Annotated in this window: 16 protein-coding genes; 9 read left to right on the forward strand and 7 right to left on the reverse strand. The window is 73.7% G+C overall.

Features of this window, described 5'->3' with window-relative positions; translation table 11 throughout:
* Positions 1 to 130: 130 nt before the first annotated feature.
* The gene (locus tag M6G08_RS28150; protein WP_272589923.1) at positions 131 to 544 is read right to left on the reverse strand and encodes an SRPBCC family protein; all 414 of its coding nucleotides are present in this window, start codon (positions 542 to 544) and stop codon (positions 131 to 133) included.
* 168 nt (positions 545 to 712) lie between these two features.
* Between M6G08_RS28150 and M6G08_RS28155 the strand changes: the two genes are divergently transcribed.
* On the forward strand, positions 713 to 1,897 hold the full coding sequence (locus M6G08_RS28155) for a PP2C family protein-serine/threonine phosphatase (protein ID WP_272589924.1): 1,185 nt from the start codon (positions 713 to 715) through the stop codon (positions 1,895 to 1,897).
* A 27-nt stretch (positions 1,898 to 1,924) separates the two neighbouring features.
* Here M6G08_RS28155 and M6G08_RS28160 read toward each other — a convergent pair whose 3' ends face one another.
* Positions 1,925 to 2,236 (reverse strand): hypothetical protein, encoded by a 312-nt coding sequence (locus tag M6G08_RS28160; protein WP_272589925.1) that lies wholly within the window; start codon positions 2,234 to 2,236, stop codon positions 1,925 to 1,927.
* A gap of 136 nt (positions 2,237 to 2,372) precedes the next feature.
* Between M6G08_RS28160 and M6G08_RS28165 the strand changes: the two genes are divergently transcribed.
* From M6G08_RS28165 to M6G08_RS28175, 3 genes are read left to right on the forward strand one after another with little or no spacing between them, the layout of a single operon-like run.
* Positions 2,373 to 3,095, forward strand: coding sequence for a nucleotidyltransferase family protein (locus M6G08_RS28165; protein ID WP_272589926.1), 723 nt, complete (start codon positions 2,373 to 2,375; stop codon positions 3,093 to 3,095).
* A complete protein-coding gene (locus M6G08_RS28170; protein ID WP_272589927.1) occupies positions 3,092 to 3,415 on the forward strand; it encodes a BON domain-containing protein in 324 nt (107 codons plus the stop codon). Before M6G08_RS28165 ends, M6G08_RS28170 begins: the two co-directional genes overlap by 4 nt.
* Complete coding sequence (locus tag M6G08_RS28175; protein ID WP_272589928.1) at positions 3,415 to 4,140, forward strand: metallophosphoesterase family protein; 726 nt, start codon at positions 3,415 to 3,417, stop codon at positions 4,138 to 4,140. Before M6G08_RS28170 ends, M6G08_RS28175 begins: the two co-directional genes overlap by 1 nt.
* 34 nt (positions 4,141 to 4,174) lie before the next feature.
* Here M6G08_RS28175 and M6G08_RS28180 read toward each other — a convergent pair whose 3' ends face one another.
* A complete protein-coding gene (locus tag M6G08_RS28180) occupies positions 4,175 to 4,813 on the reverse strand; it encodes a GNAT family N-acetyltransferase (protein WP_272589929.1) in 639 nt (212 codons plus the stop codon).
* A gap of 108 nt (positions 4,814 to 4,921) precedes the next feature.
* On the opposite strand from M6G08_RS28180, the gene M6G08_RS28185 reads away from it, so the two are divergent.
* The 4 genes from M6G08_RS28185 to M6G08_RS28200 all read left to right on the forward strand — a co-directional run bounded on the left by M6G08_RS28185 (position 4,922) and on the right by M6G08_RS28200 (position 9,244).
* Positions 4,922 to 7,411 carry a molybdopterin oxidoreductase family protein gene (locus M6G08_RS28185; protein ID WP_272589930.1) on the forward strand — a complete coding sequence of 830 codons (2,490 nt, stop codon included), beginning with the start codon at positions 4,922 to 4,924 and terminating at the stop codon, positions 7,409 to 7,411.
* Positions 7,408 to 7,899: a hypothetical protein gene (locus M6G08_RS28190; RefSeq protein WP_272589931.1), complete on the forward strand. Its 492-nt coding sequence runs from the start codon at positions 7,408 to 7,410 to the stop codon at positions 7,897 to 7,899. The genes M6G08_RS28185 and M6G08_RS28190 overlap by 4 nt, the downstream gene beginning before the upstream one ends.
* 161 nt (positions 7,900 to 8,060) lie before the next feature.
* On the forward strand, positions 8,061 to 8,594 hold the full coding sequence (locus M6G08_RS28195) for a DoxX family protein (RefSeq protein WP_272589932.1): 534 nt from the start codon (positions 8,061 to 8,063) through the stop codon (positions 8,592 to 8,594).
* Positions 8,595 to 8,680: 86 nt separating this feature from the next.
* Positions 8,681 to 9,244: a hemerythrin domain-containing protein gene (locus M6G08_RS28200; RefSeq protein WP_272589933.1), complete on the forward strand. Its 564-nt coding sequence runs from the start codon at positions 8,681 to 8,683 to the stop codon at positions 9,242 to 9,244.
* 77 nt (positions 9,245 to 9,321) lie between these two features.
* Here M6G08_RS28200 and M6G08_RS28205 read toward each other — a convergent pair whose 3' ends face one another.
* Both M6G08_RS28205 and M6G08_RS28210 read right to left on the reverse strand, forming a co-directional pair.
* On the reverse strand, positions 9,322 to 10,092 hold the full coding sequence (locus tag M6G08_RS28205; RefSeq protein ID WP_336299021.1) for a glycosyltransferase family 9 protein: 771 nt from the start codon (positions 10,090 to 10,092) through the stop codon (positions 9,322 to 9,324).
* Positions 10,089 to 11,090: an NAD-dependent epimerase/dehydratase family protein gene (locus M6G08_RS28210; RefSeq protein ID WP_272589934.1), complete on the reverse strand. Its 1,002-nt coding sequence runs from the start codon at positions 11,088 to 11,090 to the stop codon at positions 10,089 to 10,091. The genes M6G08_RS28205 and M6G08_RS28210 overlap by 4 nt, the downstream gene beginning before the upstream one ends.
* 455 nt (positions 11,091 to 11,545) lie before the next feature.
* Here M6G08_RS28210 and M6G08_RS28215 point away from each other — a divergent pair, with 455 nt between their 5' ends.
* On the forward strand, positions 11,546 to 12,778 hold the full coding sequence (locus M6G08_RS28215; protein WP_272589935.1) for an MFS transporter: 1,233 nt from the start codon (positions 11,546 to 11,548) through the stop codon (positions 12,776 to 12,778).
* Positions 12,779 to 13,531: 753 nt separating this feature from the next.
* Here M6G08_RS28215 and M6G08_RS28220 read toward each other — a convergent pair.
* Together M6G08_RS28220 and M6G08_RS28225 are read right to left on the reverse strand one after the other, a co-directional pair.
* Positions 13,532 to 14,047 carry a hypothetical protein gene (locus M6G08_RS28220; RefSeq protein ID WP_272589936.1) on the reverse strand — a complete coding sequence of 172 codons (516 nt, stop codon included), beginning with the start codon at positions 14,045 to 14,047 and terminating at the stop codon, positions 13,532 to 13,534.
* A 145-nt stretch (positions 14,048 to 14,192) separates the two neighbouring features.
* Entirely contained in the window at positions 14,193 to 14,984 is a 792-nt protein-coding gene (locus tag M6G08_RS28225; protein WP_272589937.1) for a maleylpyruvate isomerase family mycothiol-dependent enzyme, read from the reverse strand.
* Positions 14,985 to 15,029 lie beyond the last annotated feature (45 nt).

Here is a 15,029-nt window from a genome sequence, read left to right on the forward strand (position 1 = left end):
ACGCACATCGGCAGCGGGTCCGGCTGCCCGGCGGTGACCGGACGGCCGGAGGGCGGTGTCGCGGCAGTCGCCGGGAACGCGGCCACGGCGAGGGCGGACGACCCGGCAGAACCGCCGCGGGTCGCCCTCGTCAGTCGGCCGCGTTGTCGGCGCGGATCCGCACCTGTTCCTCCAGACGCCGCAGGCTGCCGTCCAGGGCCTCGGCCACCGCGGGCTGCCCCGGGTCGTGGTCCTCGTCGAAGAACGACAGGTGCACCGTCACCTCGCTGGCCCCGGTGCCCAGTCCGGCCACCTGCAGCCAGCCGGCGTAGCTGCCCTGGTCGCGGGTGCCCCACTCGAGCCGCATCTGCTCGGGCCGGGCGCTCAGCAGCGCGGAGGTGTCCTGGTCGGTGCGGTCCTCGTGCACGGTGACGGCGGGCGGTTCCTCCGGCTCCACGTGCAGGTCCCGGGGCAGCCACGTGTCGAGCTGCCCGACGTTCGCGGCCTGGTCGAAGACCTGCTCCGGCTGGGCCGGCATGGTGCGGGAACGCTCGTACTCGGTCATGTGGCACCACTCCTCGGCGCTCGGGGGCCTACGACGGGACGCGTGCCCCCTCTGCCCGGACCGAAGCGCTCCACGGGCGTCCGGCCCGGCGGGCGGGGCGGGGCGCGCGGTGCCAGACTGCTGGCAATGTGCCCCGTCCCGGCGGGTCTGTCGACGAGGGGAGACGAGGTGTCGACGTCAGAGGCGAGCGAGGCGCTCCTGCAGGAGTTCCTCGCCGATCCGGCTCATCTGACACTGGACCTGGCCACCGCCGTGACCCGTTGCACCGAGGCCCTGGACCTGCAGCACGCCGTGGTCTACCTCGTCGATCTCCAGCAGCGGCACCTCGTGCCGCAGACCGACGTGGCACCCGTCATCCCCGTCGACGGCTCACTGGCCGGCTGGGCCTACCGGACGCAGGCGCTGCGCGTCGAGGAGTCCGAGACCGGCGGCGTCACGGCGTGGCTGCCCCTGCTCGACGGTGCCGAACGGCTCGGCGTGCTGGGGGTGCACACGCCGGCGCTCACCACCGCCACGCTGGTCCGCAGCCGGGCGCTGGCCTCGCTGCTGGCCATGATGATCACGTCCAAGAGGGCCTTCGAGGACTCGTTCGTCCGGCACACGCGCACCGAGCGGATGCACCTCACCTCCGAGCTGCTCCGTGCCTTCCTGCCGCCCCGCACCATCGGCAACTCGCACGTGGTGTCCACGGCCGTGCTGGAACCCGCCTACGAGCTCGGCGGCGACGCCTTCGACCACTCGCTCACTCCCACGACGCTGCACGTGTCGGTCATCGACGCCATGGGACACGACCTCGCCTCCGGGCTGACCAGCGCGGTGGCGATGGCCGCCTGCCGCAACGCGCGGCGCAACGGAAACGACCTGCCCGCGCTCGTGCAGTGCGTCGACGAGGCGCTGGCAGGGTGGCTGCCGGAACAGTACTGCACCGCGGTCCTCGCCCAGCTGGAGTTCGAGACCGGGCTGCTGCGGTGGAGCAACTGCGGTCACCCCGCGCCGCTGCTCATCCGCGGTGACCAGTTGATCGTCGATGCCCTGGAGCGGGAGGCCGACCCGCCGATGGGCGCACCGGCCCAGTTGTCCGCCGAGCCGCGCCGGACGCACGAGATGCGGCTGGAGCCCGGTGACCGGGTCCTGCTGTACACGGACGGGATCACCGAGGCGCGCACCCGGGAGGAGAAGCTGTTCGGGCTCGAACGGTTCGCGGACTACGTCATCCGGGCCACGGCGGGCGGCGAGCTGGCCCCGGAGACCCTGCGGCGGCTGATCCACTCGATCCTGGACTCGCAGTCCGGCGGGCAGCTGCGTGACGACGCGACGATCCTGATGTTCGAATGGCGGCCGCCGACCCGCTGACCTGTCGCGGCGTGGTGGGTCAGGGCGTCAGACCCGGTGCCCCCGCGCACGCAGCCAGTCGTGCACGGTGTCCTTGTCCGCCGGGGTGATCCGGACGGGGCCTTCGACGTAGGGGCCCTCGTCCTCGGTGAATCCGGTGTCCGTGATCCTCGCCGTGACCCACGTGGCCAGGTCCTGGGCGGCCCGCTCGGACAGAGCGCCCTGTTCCCAGCCCGCGCGGGCCTCGCGGGCCGCGGCACGGTCGTGGCGTTCGGTCTCCTCGAGCCACGCCGCCACCAGCCGTTCCACGGTCCGCCGGTCGTCGAATGCGGTCCGTCGCCGCGTCTGCTTGTCGTTCATGCCGCCCGGGTGCCCCCGATCGCTCCGCCGCCACAGCCGGGCCGGCGGCCGTCGTGTCGGCGGCAGCGCGCAGGGTACCCGCAGGGCCAGAGGACGACCGGTCCGCGACAGGCAGCAGCCCGGAGAGGGGACAGCGATGACGCAGCCCGCCGACGACCACGCTCTCGACCGGCGCGCCGGCGTTTCCGAGCTCCGTCCGACGGCGGGGGACCCCGGACCCGTCCCCCCGCACGACGCCCGCCACGAAGACCTCCCGCTCGACCGCAACCAGGCGATCCTCCAGGCGGCCAAGCAGGTGGGCGCGATCCTGAAGCGCAACGAGCACCCGTTCGCGCTGGCCGGCAGCGTCGCCGTATACGCGCACGGCGGCACCCAGAACCTCCAGCACGACGTCGACTTCTGCATCCGTCCCGACGACGCCACGGCCGTGGCCGAGACCCTGCGGGAGGCCGGTCTGACGGTGTACACGCCGCCCGAGGACTGGCTGATGAAGGCGAAGTGCCTGGGCCAGCAGGTGGACCTCATCTTCGAGCTGGCCCACGAGCCCGTCACAACAAAGCTGCTGTCCCGGGCCCAGGACCTGTCGGTCGACTCGGTGCTCATGCCGGTGCTGGCACCGACCGACCTGCTGCGCGGTCTGCTCGCGGCCTTCTCCGAGCACCACTGCGACTTCGGCGCGGTGCTGCCGATCGCCCGCACCCTGCGGGAGAAGATCGACTGGGACGGGTTGCGCCGCGACTGCGGAGACGCCCCGATGCCTGCCGCGTTCTTCTTCGTTCTCGAACGGCTGGAGATCATCTCCCCGGCCGGTCCCTCGGCCGCCCCCGCGGCCACCGCCCCGAAGGAGGAGCAGCGATGAGCGACCCCGTCGGACACCAGGGCCCCGCGGCGAGCGGCCCCGCCGCCGCGGGCGGCACCGCCCGGAACGGCGGGAGTACCGAGAACGTCGAGTACCGCGTGGCCCACCTGCACGACCGGCTGGCCGCCGAGGAACTCGGCGAACTCGGCGTACGGGCCGAGATCCGGGCGGGGGCGATCGCGCTCACCGGCACGGTGCCCTCGGCGCGGTGCCGCGAGAGCGTGCTGCGGATCGCCCGCGAGGAGCTGGCCGGTCTCACCGTGCACACCGACATCGTGGTGGCGGAGACCACCCGTCCCGACCATGCGGAGGAACTGTGATGATCCGCGTCGCCGCCGTCGGAGACATCCATATGGGGCCCGACAGCGAGGGGCTGCTGCGGCCCGCCTTCGAGACCCTGCCCGACTGTGCCGACCTGCTGCTGCTCGCCGGGGACCTCACCCGGCACGGCACGCCCGACGAGGCCCGGGTGGTGGCGCGGGAGGTGCGGGGTCTGCCGGTTCCGGTGGTGGCCGTCCTCGGCAACCACGACCACCACGACGAACGGCCCGAGGAGGTGACCGGCATCCTCCGGGAGGCCGGGGTGACCGTCCTGGAGGGCGAGGGGACCGTCGTGGAGTGCGCCGGGGGCCGGGTGGGGATCGCGGGGGCCAAGGGGTTCGGCGGCGGATTCGTCGGGCGCAGCGCCGGTGAGTTCGGGGAGCCGGTGATGAAGGAGTTCGTGCGCACCACCCGCCGATCGGCCGACAGTCTGCACGCCGCGCTGAAGGAACTCGACGAGGAGGGCTGTGCGGCCCGGGTGGCGCTGACCCACTTCTCCCCCGTCGCCGACACGCTCGCCGGGGAGCCGCCGGAGATCCATCCCTTCCTCGGCAGCTACCTGCTCGCCGAGGCGATCGACACGGCCGGCGCCGACCTGGCCGTCCACGGCCACGCGCATCTGGGCACCGAGCACGGGATGACGGCGGGCGGCGTACGGGTGCGCAACGTGGCCCAGCCGGTCATCCGCCGGGCCTTCAACGTCTACCAGCTGGGCTCGGCCTGACCGCGTTCCCCGCTCCTGGTCGCCGCCGTCCTGGTCAGGGCCGTTCCAGGTCCCGCGTCGTACGTCCGAGGCAGGTGACGTCGGCGGGGTTCAGGCCGGCCGCCTCGATCACGTGGAAGCCGAGGCGGTCGTAGAAGGCCCTGGCGGGTGTGTTGGCGGTGGCCATGACCAAGTGAACGGCCGGGACGCCGCGTTCGCGCAGCGCCCGCCAGAACGTCCGCATCAGCGACCGGCCGTGACCGCGGCCCTGCCACTCGGGCAGCAGGTCGATGTGCAGGTGGGCCGGGTAGGCGGCGAGTTCGGGGACGATCATCCGCTCCGGGTCGTGCAGCAGCGCGGCCATCAGCTCGTCCGGTGTGCCGGGCGCACCGGGGGGCGCCGGGTAGCGGTCCGCGACGCGCGGCAGCCACTTGGCGCGGAACTCCTCGGCGAAGCGCGGGGTGTCCGCCGTGCCGAGGATGTAGCCGACCGCCCGGCCGTTCCCGTCGTCCAGCACGAAGGCCAGGTCCGGGTCCAGGTGGACGTAGGGAGCGGCGAAGATCGCGGGCAGGACGGCAGGGTCGGCGTACACGGGCCGGCTGTCCCGGCCGTTGTGCGCGGTGCGGACGCAGATGTCGTCGAGGGCCGGGGCGTCGGCGGGACGGTACGGGCGTACGGCGGCAGTCGGGTTCACTACGGCATCCTCCCCTCCTGGGAGCGCTCCCACAAGTGGTTCGCTTCGATCGCGGAAGCCCGGGTACCCGGCGGCCGCAATGTGGCCGACGTTGGCGGGAGGCCGGCGATGGAGGAAGCGACGGACCGGATCGCGCGCCCGTGGGGCGGCAGGACGCCCTACGGGCGCCACGAGACCTGGCCGGCCCGCGTGGACACGTTCCTCGCGCAGGGGGTGGACCCCTCCGCGGTCCAGCGGTGGGTGCAGTCGGCGTCGATCCTCCACTCCGACGGCGACGCCATGGACATCGCGGTGGCCGACGGCCGGATGGTGGGCGTACGGGGCCGCGACGTGGACCGGGTCAACCGGGGACGCCTCGGCCCGAAGGACCTGTACGGGTGGCAGGCGAACGCCTCGCGCGACCGGCTCACCCGGCCCCTGGTACGACGCGACGGACGACTGGTGGAGACGGACTGGGACACCGCGATGGACCTGGTGGCCTCCCGCTCCCGCGAGCTGCTCGACGAGCGCGGCCCCGGGTCGATCGGCTTCTACACCTCGGGCCAGCTGTTCCTGGAGGAGTACTACACCCTCGCGGTCCTGGCCCGGGCGGGCATCGGCACCAACCACCTGGACGGCAACACCCGCCTGTGCACATCGACGGCGGCGGAGGCGCTGAAGGAGACCTTCGGCTGCGACGGACAGCCCGGCAGCTACGACGACTTCGACCACGCCGACGTGATCGCGCTGTACGGCCACAACATCGCGGAGACCCAGCCCGTGCAGTGGATGCGGCTGCTGGACCGGCTGGAGGGAGCCGACCCGCCGCGCCTGCTGTGCGTCGACCCCCGGCCGACGAAGGTCGCCCGGCACGCCACCGTGCACCTCGCGCCCCGCGGCGGCACCAACGTCGCGCTGCTCAACGCCCTGCTGCACGAGACGATCCGGCACGACCGCCTCGACCGGGACTTCATATCCGCGCACACCGTCGGCTTCGAGGAACTCGCCGAACGGGTCGCCGGCTGTACGGCCGAGTGGGCGGCGGACATCTGCGACGTGCCGGCCGCCCGGATCGAGGAGGCGGCCGAACTCGTCGGCACCACCGACGCGCTGGTCTCCACCGTCCTCCAGGGCGTCTACCAGTCCCACCAGGCCACCGCGGCGGCGGTCCAGATCAACAACCTGCACCTGATCCGCGGCATGCTGGGCCGGCCGGGCGCCGGCCTGCTGCAGATGAACGGCCAGCCCACCGCCCAGAACACCCGCGAGTGCGGCGCCAACGGCGACCTGCCGGGCTTCCGCAACTGGCAGAACGACTCACACGTCGCCGACCTCGCGAAGGTGTGGAACGTCGAGCCGGAGAGGATCCCGCACTACGCACCGCCCACACACGCGATGCAGATGTACCGGTACGCCGAGCAGGGCTCGATCAGGATGCTGTGGATCAGCGGCACCAACCCCGCGGTGTCCCTTCCCGAACTCTCCCGCATCCGCTCGATCCTGACGCAGAAACGCCTGTTCACGGTCGTGCAGGACCTGTTCCTGACGGAGACGGCGCAGCTGGCCGACGTGGTGCTGCCCGCCGCCACCTGGGGCGAGAAGACCGGCGCCCTGACCAACGCCGACCGCACGGTGCACCTGTCGGAGAAGGCCGTCGAACCCCCCGGCGAGGCCAAACCGGACCTCGACATCTTCCTGGACTACGCCCGGCGCATGGACTTCCGGGACAAGGACGGCGGCCCGCTGATCACCTGGGACGACCCCGAGTCGGCGTTCGAGGCGTGGAAGCGGTGCAGCGCGGGCCGCCCCTGCGACTACACCGGCCTCACCTACGCCAAGCTCCGCGACACCAGCGGCATCCAGTGGCCCTGCGACGAGGACGCGCCCGAGGGCACCGCCCGGCTCTACACCGACGGCATCAGCTGGGCCCACCCGGACCTGTGCGAGAGCTACGGCAAGGACCTGGAGACCGGCGCGTCGCAGGAGGTCGTCGAGTACCGCTCCCTCAACCCGGACGGCAAGGCGATGCTGAAGGCCGCCGCCTATCTGCCGCCGCACGAGGAGCCGGACGAGGAGTACCCGTTCCAGCTCACCACGGGCCGGACGGTCTACCACTTCCACACCCGTACGAAGACCGGACGCGCGCCCCAGCTCCGCGACGCCGCCCCGGACGTGTGGGTGGAGATCTCCACCGAGGACGCCGACCGGCTCGGCCTCGCCGAGGGCGACCTGGTCGAGGTCGCGAGCAGGCGGGGCGCGCTGCACGGCCGGCTGCGGGTGACCGGCATCCGTCCCGGGCTGCTCTTCGTACCGTTCCACTACGGCTACTGGGACACCGGGAACGGGTCGGGCCCGGGCCCGGACACCCCCGGGCGGGCGGCGAACGAGACGACGGTCACCGACTGGGACCCGGCCTCCAAGCAGCCCCTGTTCAAGACGTCCACGGCGTCGCTCACCCTCGTCGAGCGCGGCGACGGCAGCCCGTCACCGGCGCCGACCACCACCGCGTCGGCACCTGCCTCCGCCGGTGCCGCGCGCCCCACCGAGGGCGGCGAGGCCGCATACACGGCACAGGTCCCGGCCCCGTTCCCGCACGGCCGCGAGGAGGGCGCCCAGTGAACGGCATCACCCTGACCCTGCGCACACTGCACCGCGGCGAGCGACACCTGGCGCACGACCTGGTGACGGTGGCCGAGCGGCACCGCACCGAGCACGAGGTCCACCACGTCGCCACCGACCTCGCCGGCTGGTCCCGCGAGCACGTACGGCGCCTGGCCGAGGTCGCCGCGCACCGTGACGTGAGGCTCGGCGACCCGCCGGGCACCTCCCCGGACGGCCTGTTCGCGACGCTGCGCGAGAAGGCGTCGGAGGCCGTGGTGCACCGGCCCGAGCCCGGTCTGCTGCTCCTGCGCGACCTGCGCGAGCTGCACGTGGCCGCCGCGGAGAACTCGCTGCACTGGGAGATGCTCGCGCAGGCCGCGCAGGCCTCCCGGAACAGCGAGCTGCTGGGGCTCGCCTCCGCCTGCCACCCGCGGACACTCCGCCAGATGCGCTGGACCAACACCATGGTCAAGAACCTGTCGCCGCAGATCCTGAACAGTCTGTGACCTGCGCGGACACCAGGCCCCACGCCACCGGCGAGAGCCCGCCCCGCACCGCCCGCCGAATGGCGCCCACCGGCCCGGTCACCCGATGATCCCAGTAGTCGTCCAGTCGCCACACCCCCTGTCACTGCACCGTTAACCCTCTTGGAGAGCGAGAGAGCGTCATGAGTCTTCTGCGTATCGCCGGCCGCCCGATGCTCGCCTCGATGTTCGTCGCGGGCGGTCTGCATTCCCTGCGGCGGCCCGAGGACGTGGCACCGGCCGCCGAGCCGATCGTGCGGCCGCTGACCGACCGCGTGTCGGTGCTGCCGGACCGCAGCGAACAACTCGTACGGCTCAACGGCGCCGTCCACGTCGTGGGCGGGCTCATGCTCGGGCTCGGCCGCTGTCCGCGCCTGGCCGCACTGGCCCTGGCGGCGACGCTGGTCCCCACCACCCTGGCGGCACACCGCTACTGGGACGCGGACGACCCGGCCGACCGTGCCCAGCAGCGCATCCACTTCCTGAAGAACCTGTCCATGATGGGCGGGCTGCTGATCGCGGCCGACGACACGGGCAGCGCCCCCTCGCTGCTGTGGCGCGGCCGGCACGCCGCCCACGACCTGCGCCACGACGCCCACCTGGTGCGGCGTTCGGTCCGTGCCGCGGCGCGCCCGGCGGCCACGGCGGGTGGCCTGAGGGCCAAGCTGGGCGTCTGAACCGGGCGTTAGCCCACCGTACGAGGGGGGACCCGAGGCTCGTGGCGGCCGGACCCGGCACGCCACGAGCCGGCTGGAGGTGAAACATGGGACACGGTGGAAACGTCATCGACGAATTGACGACCGATCACCGTGAGGTCGAAGAGCTCTTCGGCAAGATCGAGGCACTGCCGTCCGGTCACAAGGACCGCAAGCTGTACGCGGATCAGGCGACGATCGAGCTGATCCGGCATTCGGTGGCGGAGGAGGCCTACCTCTACCCCGCCGTCCGTGAGCACGTGGCGAACGGGAACGCCCTCGCGGACAAGGAGCTGGAGGACCACGCGGGCGCCGAGCAGATCATGAAGGACCTGGAGGGCTGCGCGGCGGACGACGCGGAGTTCGACCGGTTGATCGGCATGCTGATGAGCGAGATCCGCGAGCACGTCGCCGACGAGGAGGGCAACCTCTTCCCCCGGCTCCGCGAGGCGTGCCCCCCGGACGCCCTCGACGAGCTGGGCGACAAGGTCCGGCAGGCCAAGAAGACGGCGCCGACCCGGCCGCACCCGTCCGCTCCGGACAAGCCGCCGATGAACAAGCTGCTGGCGCCCGGCGCGGGAATGGTCGACCGGGTGCGGGACGCGATGTCGGGCCGCGGCAAATCCGGCTGAACCGTCCACCACCTGCGAGGGGCCCGTTCGCGACGGCGACGGGCCCCTCGCACGCGCGGCGGTCGCACGCGCGGCGGTCAGTGCCCCAGCAGCGCCCGCACGGAGACGACCGGGGTACCGACGGCGGCAGCCAGCCGGGCAGGTCCCCCCGACCCGGTGATGAGCGCGTCGGCGGCACGCAGCACACCCGCGAACGTCCGCGGGTCGGTACGTCCGCCCAGGTCCACGGCCACCTCACCGGCGACCCGGCGGGTCAGTACGGCCTCCTCCGGCCCACCGGTGACGACGACGCGGTGCCCGGCGTCGGCGAGCCGGGCGACCGCCGCCGCGCCGCGACCGGCCTCCCAGGCACGGCCGGGATCCCCCGCCCCGGGGTGGACGACGACGTACGGGCCGTTCCCGGTGAGACCGGCGGTGTCCGGCGCCGGCCGCACACGGAGCCCGCCGTCGTCGCCGCGCCGCAGCCCGAACCCCATCGCCGCGGCCGCGTCGAGCGCCGCCTCCTCCTCGGACAGACCGCTCGGCCCGCCGACGGCACCGATCCGCCGGACGCGCGCCGAGCGCAGGACCCCCGTCGTGTTCGAGGACCCACGGGCCCCGCGAGCGAGGACGAGCGCGACGTCGTACGACTCCGCGCGCAGCCGGCTCACCAGGCCGTCGGTGCCGTCGCCGCTCGGCTGCTCCCACACCACGACGTCGTCGACGTGCGGCAGCAGCCGGGCGGCGGGCGCTCCAAGGGCCCCGCACAACATGGTCACGCGGGTGGCCCTGGTGGCCACGGCGCGGACCGCCGGGCCGGCCAGGAGGACATCACCGAGTCCGCCGGGGCGGGCGACGAGCGCCTTCACGCCCACCACTCCCCCGTGCGCCCTCCCGGCGCCGCCGGGACCGGATCGGGCCGCTCCGCGAGGGAGGCGACGGTGCGTTCCAGGCCCTCCCGCCAGGTCACGCCCGGCAGCCAGCCGAAGATCTCGCGGGCGAATCCGGTGACCGGCCGGGACTCGTCCGGCACCGTCCCCTCGACGAACACCAGCGGCGAGCCGGACCCGGTCAGTTCGATCACCCGGCGGGCGATCTCCGCCTCCGTGGGCTCCTCGTCGCCACCGATGTCCACGGGCCGTACCGACCGCCCGGCCGCGACCAGCAGCACACCGTCGACCATGTCGTCGACATAGCACAGCGGACGGGTCCGGCCGCCGTCCCCGGTGACGGTGACGGGCCGGCCGGCCAGGGCCTGCTCGAGGAAGGCGCCGGGCGTGTCCCCGTCGTCCAGCCGCATGCCGGGCCCGTAGCCGGTGAAGAGGCGGACGATCCCGGCGTTCGAGCCGTGGGCGGCCGCGTGCGCGGCGACCAGGGCCTCGGAGAACCGGACGGCCTCGGCACGGACGGTGTGCGGACCGACCGGGTCGGCACCGTCACCGGCGGACACCGGGGGTGAGGAGGCCAGCAGGAACCGGGCACCGTCCCGCTCCGCGACGGCCAGCGCGGCCCGGGTCCCGAGGCTGCCGGTGTCCAGGATCTCCACGGACCGCTCGGACCAGGACGCCGGGGAGGCCCCCGGCCCGGCCAGGTGCAGGACGAGGTCGTAGGGCCCGGTGAGCAGTTCGGCGCACCCCTCCCCCGATACGTCACGTTCCAGGAAGCGGAACCCGGGGCGGCCCGCGAGGTGGGCCACCTTCTCGGCCCGCCCGGTGGAGAGGTTGTCGAGGCAGTCGACTTCGACCCCCGAATCGAGCAGGCGGGTGCACAGATGCGACCCGAGGAACCCCGCACCGCCGGTGACCAGGGCCCGGTGCCAGGGCGGCCGGGCCTCCTCCCGCGGGCTGAACGCCGCCGTCGGCATCATGAGGACGACCTTCCTTCCTCCGCGAAGCGCTGACGAGCGCGCCCCGGGTGCCCCGCCGAGTAGCTTTCATGCTCTGACGCCTGCCGTGGCCCCTCCCGTGCGGCCCGGCCCCTGTGGCCACCGTCACGGCGGCGCACCCGCCCGCCCGGCAGGCGGCGACCCCTGTGATCAAACCCACTCGCCCCGCCAAGTACCAACCAGGCGAACGGACTTCACTCCGCCCCAGCCGGCCGTGGGAGGCGCGGCGGCGAGGACTGTCCGGCCCCTTCTGCCACGATGGTCGGCGCCGTATCCGGCTCAGTGGAGTGGCCGCGCAGCGAAGCCGGGCTTTCACTTCCGTCCCGTACTCCTTCCGGGTCCCCCGGTCCGTCTTCGAGTGGCGCACTGTGTCTTCTTCCCCTGCTCCCGCCCCCGCCCCGTCCCGTTCGCCGTGGCGGTCCCTGAGATACCGCAGCATGCGCTGGTGGTCGGTGGCGAACTTCGTCTCGAACGCCGGTACGTGGATGCAGCTCACGGTGCAGAACCTGCTGGTCCTGCAGATCACCGGGTCGGCCGCCGCGACGGGGCTGTCCATGTCCGTCCAGGCGGCGCCGGCGCTGCTGATCAGCGTGTTCGGCGGCGCTGCCGTCGACCGCTGGCCGCGGAAGCTGACCGCCGCGGTCAGCCAGGCGCTGCTCGGCGCCATCGCGTTCGTGACGGCGCTCCTGGTGGCGCTCGACCGGCTGGACGTGACCACCCTGATGGTGCTGGCCGCCGTCACCGGTGTCGTCGCCACGGTCGACGGTCCGGCGTGCTCGCTGCTGGGCAACGACCTGGTCCCGGCCGAGGACGTGCCCTCCGCGATCGGCGTGGGCGCGCTGGTCCACCAGGCGGGCCGCCTCACCGGTGCCGCGCTCGCCGGCGTGACCGTCGGTTTCCTGGGCACGGCCGCCGCCTACGCCGCCAACGGGCTGTCGTTCCTGTTCGTCGCCTCGGTCATACCCTTCCTGCGACCGGCCCGGGGCGCGGTGAAGCACGTGGCGGCCACGCGCCGCGACACCATGAGCGTGCGCGAGGGACTGTCCTTCTTCGCCCGCCGTCCCCGGCTGCTGGCGCTGGCGGGGGTCACGGGGGTCAGCGCGGTCTTCGGGCGCAACTACCAGCTGACGCTGGCGGTGCTCGTCACCGGCCCCCTGGCGGGCGGCGCGGGCTCGTTCGGCACGGTCTCCACGGTGCTGGCGGCCGGTGGCATCGTCGGCGCGGTCCTGGGCGCCCGGCTGCGGCGGCCCTCCGTGCGCGTCGTGGGCGCGCTGGCCGCGGCGGGCGGACTGCTGCAGGTGGTGGCGGGTCTGTCGCCGTCGCTGGCCGTCCTCCTGGTGATGGTGCTGCCCATGGCCGTCGTGGAGTCCGTCTCCGACACCGCCGGCACGGCGGTCCTCCAGACCGACCCGCCCGCGCACATGCGGGGCCGGGTGCTCGGGGTGTGGGGCAGCATCGGCACGGTGTGGAGCCTCGGCGGCCCGCCGGCGCTGGGCCTGCTGATGGAGCTGGCCGGCGCGCGCGGCGCCCTGATCGCGGGCGGTTTCATCATCGCGGGCACGATCGGGGCGGGGCATCTGCTGCACGCCCGCAGGCCCGCGGGGGCGGTGTCCTTGCGGGGCGACGACACGGAGGCGCCGGCGCGGGCGGCGCTGGGGACGGCGGCGTGACCCTGCACGGCTGCTTGAGCGGGGACCTTCGACGAGCGGCGCTGGGGACGACGGCATGACCCTGCACGGCTTGAGCAGGGACCTTCGACGAGCGGCGCTGGGGACGACGGCATGACCCTGCACGGCTTGAGCAGGGACCTTCGACGAGCGGCGCTGGGGACGGCGGCGTGACCCTGCGCGGCTTGAGCAGGGACCTTCGACGAGCGGCGTGGACGGGTGACGGTGCCCGGCGTGGGGGTGCCGCGGGGGTGGGTCGCGCGGCCCGGCGCTGACGGGGTACCTCCCCCACGCTCGGCTTCGCTCGCGCGGGGCCCCCATGAGCGGGAGGTGCCCCCACCGCCCGCCCTCCCCCCATTCTCGGCTTCGCTCGAGCGGGGGGACCCCCATCGCCCTGGGGGCACCTCCCAGGCCGTTCACGCACTGGGCCAGGCACGACTGCCCGCAGCTGGGACAGCTGTGGCAGCTGGGCGGGGCGTGCCCGCGGCCGCGCGCGATGGCGCAGCACCCAGCCGGAGGCCGCGCGCCCCCGCGCGGGCGCTTGGCCGCGTACGGCGGGAAGGGGACGTGTGGGGGGGGTGTCCGCCCGCAGCGGTTGGCGCGTCCGCGCCGTTCACTTCTGTGGCCGACCGATTCCGCGCCGTTCCGGGGACGGATACCCCCGGCGCGGCCCCGACCCACACCACGACCGAACGCGCTACGCGCACCCCCACCGAACAGCCACAGGCCGCCGCAGGCACCTCACCCCACCGCCGGTCAGGCGACCAGTGCCTGGCCAGGTCCCAGCCGTGTGTCGAGTTCGGCCCGGTGCAGTGCGGCCACGGGGGCGACGAGGTCGGGATGACGCAGCAGCGCCGCCGCCCGTCGGTCGAGGTCGTCCGGAGTCAGCAGGCGGCGGAACTCGGCCGGCGTACCGCCCTCGGTCAGCGCGGCCACCGCGCGGGCGGCGAGTGCGGGGTCGGTGAGCAGACAGGCCGCCCAGCTCACGACGACCTCGTCCACCCAGGTCCGCCAGGCCTCCTCCTCCGCGTCCGCACCTCCCATGCCGTCCGTGCCGGTGATCCAGTCGAGGCGAGCGGAACCTCCCGGGCCCGACACGCCCATCAGCCCGGCGTCCATCGGCGTCGGGTAGCGAAGTCGCGCGGCCACCGTCACCGCCTGCCGTGCCTGCACCTCGGACAGGGCGCAGGCCAGCGCCCCGCCCGTTGCCGGGTAGGCGTGGGTGAGCCACTGGGCGGTCGCCGCGATGACGGGCGAGAGGTCTGCGTGCACTGCCGGGCCGTCCGAACTGCTCGTCGAGGGAAACAGGGATGCCCGAAAACCGTAGCCCGCGGCCCGCCGTACGGAACATGGCCCGGCTCTCGTCGATCACGTGGCCTCGGCCACACCCCTGACCACCCCGGGAGTCAGCAGACGCTCACTGGGTCGCCATGACGATGCAGCGCCGCAGCTCCTCGACCGCCTCGGGAGAACCCTCGACGACCACTCCCGCGTTCCCGTCCCCGTTCCCGTCCCGGTTCCACAGCCGCCGCAGCACGGCCTCCGGCGAACCGGTCAGCGTCACGTCGGCCTCGCCGCCCCCGGCACCGTCCGTCACGGTGAACTCCCCCGGACCGGTCCTCACCCGCCACGCCGCGTCACCGGCCCGCACCAGGACCGTGTGCCCGGGCGAACCGGCGAGGATGTCGGTGAAGTACTCGCCCCACTCGGCGACGGCGTACGCGGCGAAGACCTTCAGCAGTTCGTCGATCCCGTCCACGGCGAGGTCTCCGGGGACGGGTGCGACGGGCTGCCCGGTGGCGAGTTCGGCGTCGACGCGGTGGACGACGGTCTCCTGGGCCATCCGGCGGATCCAGAAACCGACGCTCTGGTCGGGCCGGTACCAGGAGGCGGCCGCGTCCTCGGGAGCGCGGGTGGCGAACTCGGCGCGCAGCGCGGTGTACCCCCGGTCGAGCAGCACCGTCGGCTCCTCGTCGGCGAACTCCTCAGGGGGCCACGGCTCGGGCTCGACACCCTCCCGCATGGCCACGGTCTTGTGCAGGTAGACCTCGCCGACGTGGCGGGTCAGATCGGCGACGGTCCAGCCGGGACAGGTGGGCACCGGTGCGTCGGCGCCGGATTCGACGACCGCCCGCAGCCGGTCGTAGTCGGCCGCGAGGCAGTCGAGAAGGCGAGTGAACTCCATGCCGGGATACATGCCGGGATACATGCGGCAGAGCCAAACACACGCTCACGATCGACGCACGGACTTTTC

Source organism: Streptomyces sp. M92 (genome assembly GCF_028473745.1).
Taxonomy (GTDB): Bacteria; Actinomycetota; Actinomycetes; order Streptomycetales; family Streptomycetaceae; genus Streptomyces.

Excerpts from the sequence above, each read along its gene's own strand:
- M6G08_RS28165 (WP_272589926.1), top strand. The coding sequence starts at position 2,373 with ATGACGCAGCCCGCCGACGACCACGCTCTCGACCGGCGCGCCGGCGTT.
- M6G08_RS28185 (WP_272589930.1), top strand. The coding sequence starts at position 4,922 with ATGGAGGAAGCGACGGACCGGATCGCGCGCCCGTGGGGCGGCAGGACG.
- M6G08_RS28170 (WP_272589927.1), top strand. The coding sequence starts at position 3,092 with ATGAGCGACCCCGTCGGACACCAGGGCCCCGCGGCGAGCGGCCCCGCC.
- M6G08_RS28200 (WP_272589933.1), top strand. The coding sequence starts at position 8,681 with ATGGGACACGGTGGAAACGTCATCGACGAATTGACGACCGATCACCGT.
- M6G08_RS28225 (WP_272589937.1), bottom strand. The coding sequence starts at position 14,984 with ATGTATCCCGGCATGTATCCCGGCATGGAGTTCACTCGCCTTCTCGAC.
- M6G08_RS28175 (WP_272589928.1), top strand. The coding sequence starts at position 3,415 with ATGATCCGCGTCGCCGCCGTCGGAGACATCCATATGGGGCCCGACAGC.
- M6G08_RS28150 (WP_272589923.1), bottom strand. The coding sequence starts at position 544 with ATGACCGAGTACGAGCGTTCCCGCACCATGCCGGCCCAGCCGGAGCAG.
- M6G08_RS28160 (WP_272589925.1), bottom strand. The coding sequence starts at position 2,236 with ATGAACGACAAGCAGACGCGGCGACGGACCGCATTCGACGACCGGCGG.
- M6G08_RS28195 (WP_272589932.1), top strand. The coding sequence starts at position 8,061 with ATGAGTCTTCTGCGTATCGCCGGCCGCCCGATGCTCGCCTCGATGTTC.
- M6G08_RS28210 (WP_272589934.1), bottom strand. The coding sequence starts at position 11,090 with ATGATGCCGACGGCGGCGTTCAGCCCGCGGGAGGAGGCCCGGCCGCCC.
- M6G08_RS28215 (WP_272589935.1), top strand. The coding sequence starts at position 11,546 with ATGCGCTGGTGGTCGGTGGCGAACTTCGTCTCGAACGCCGGTACGTGG.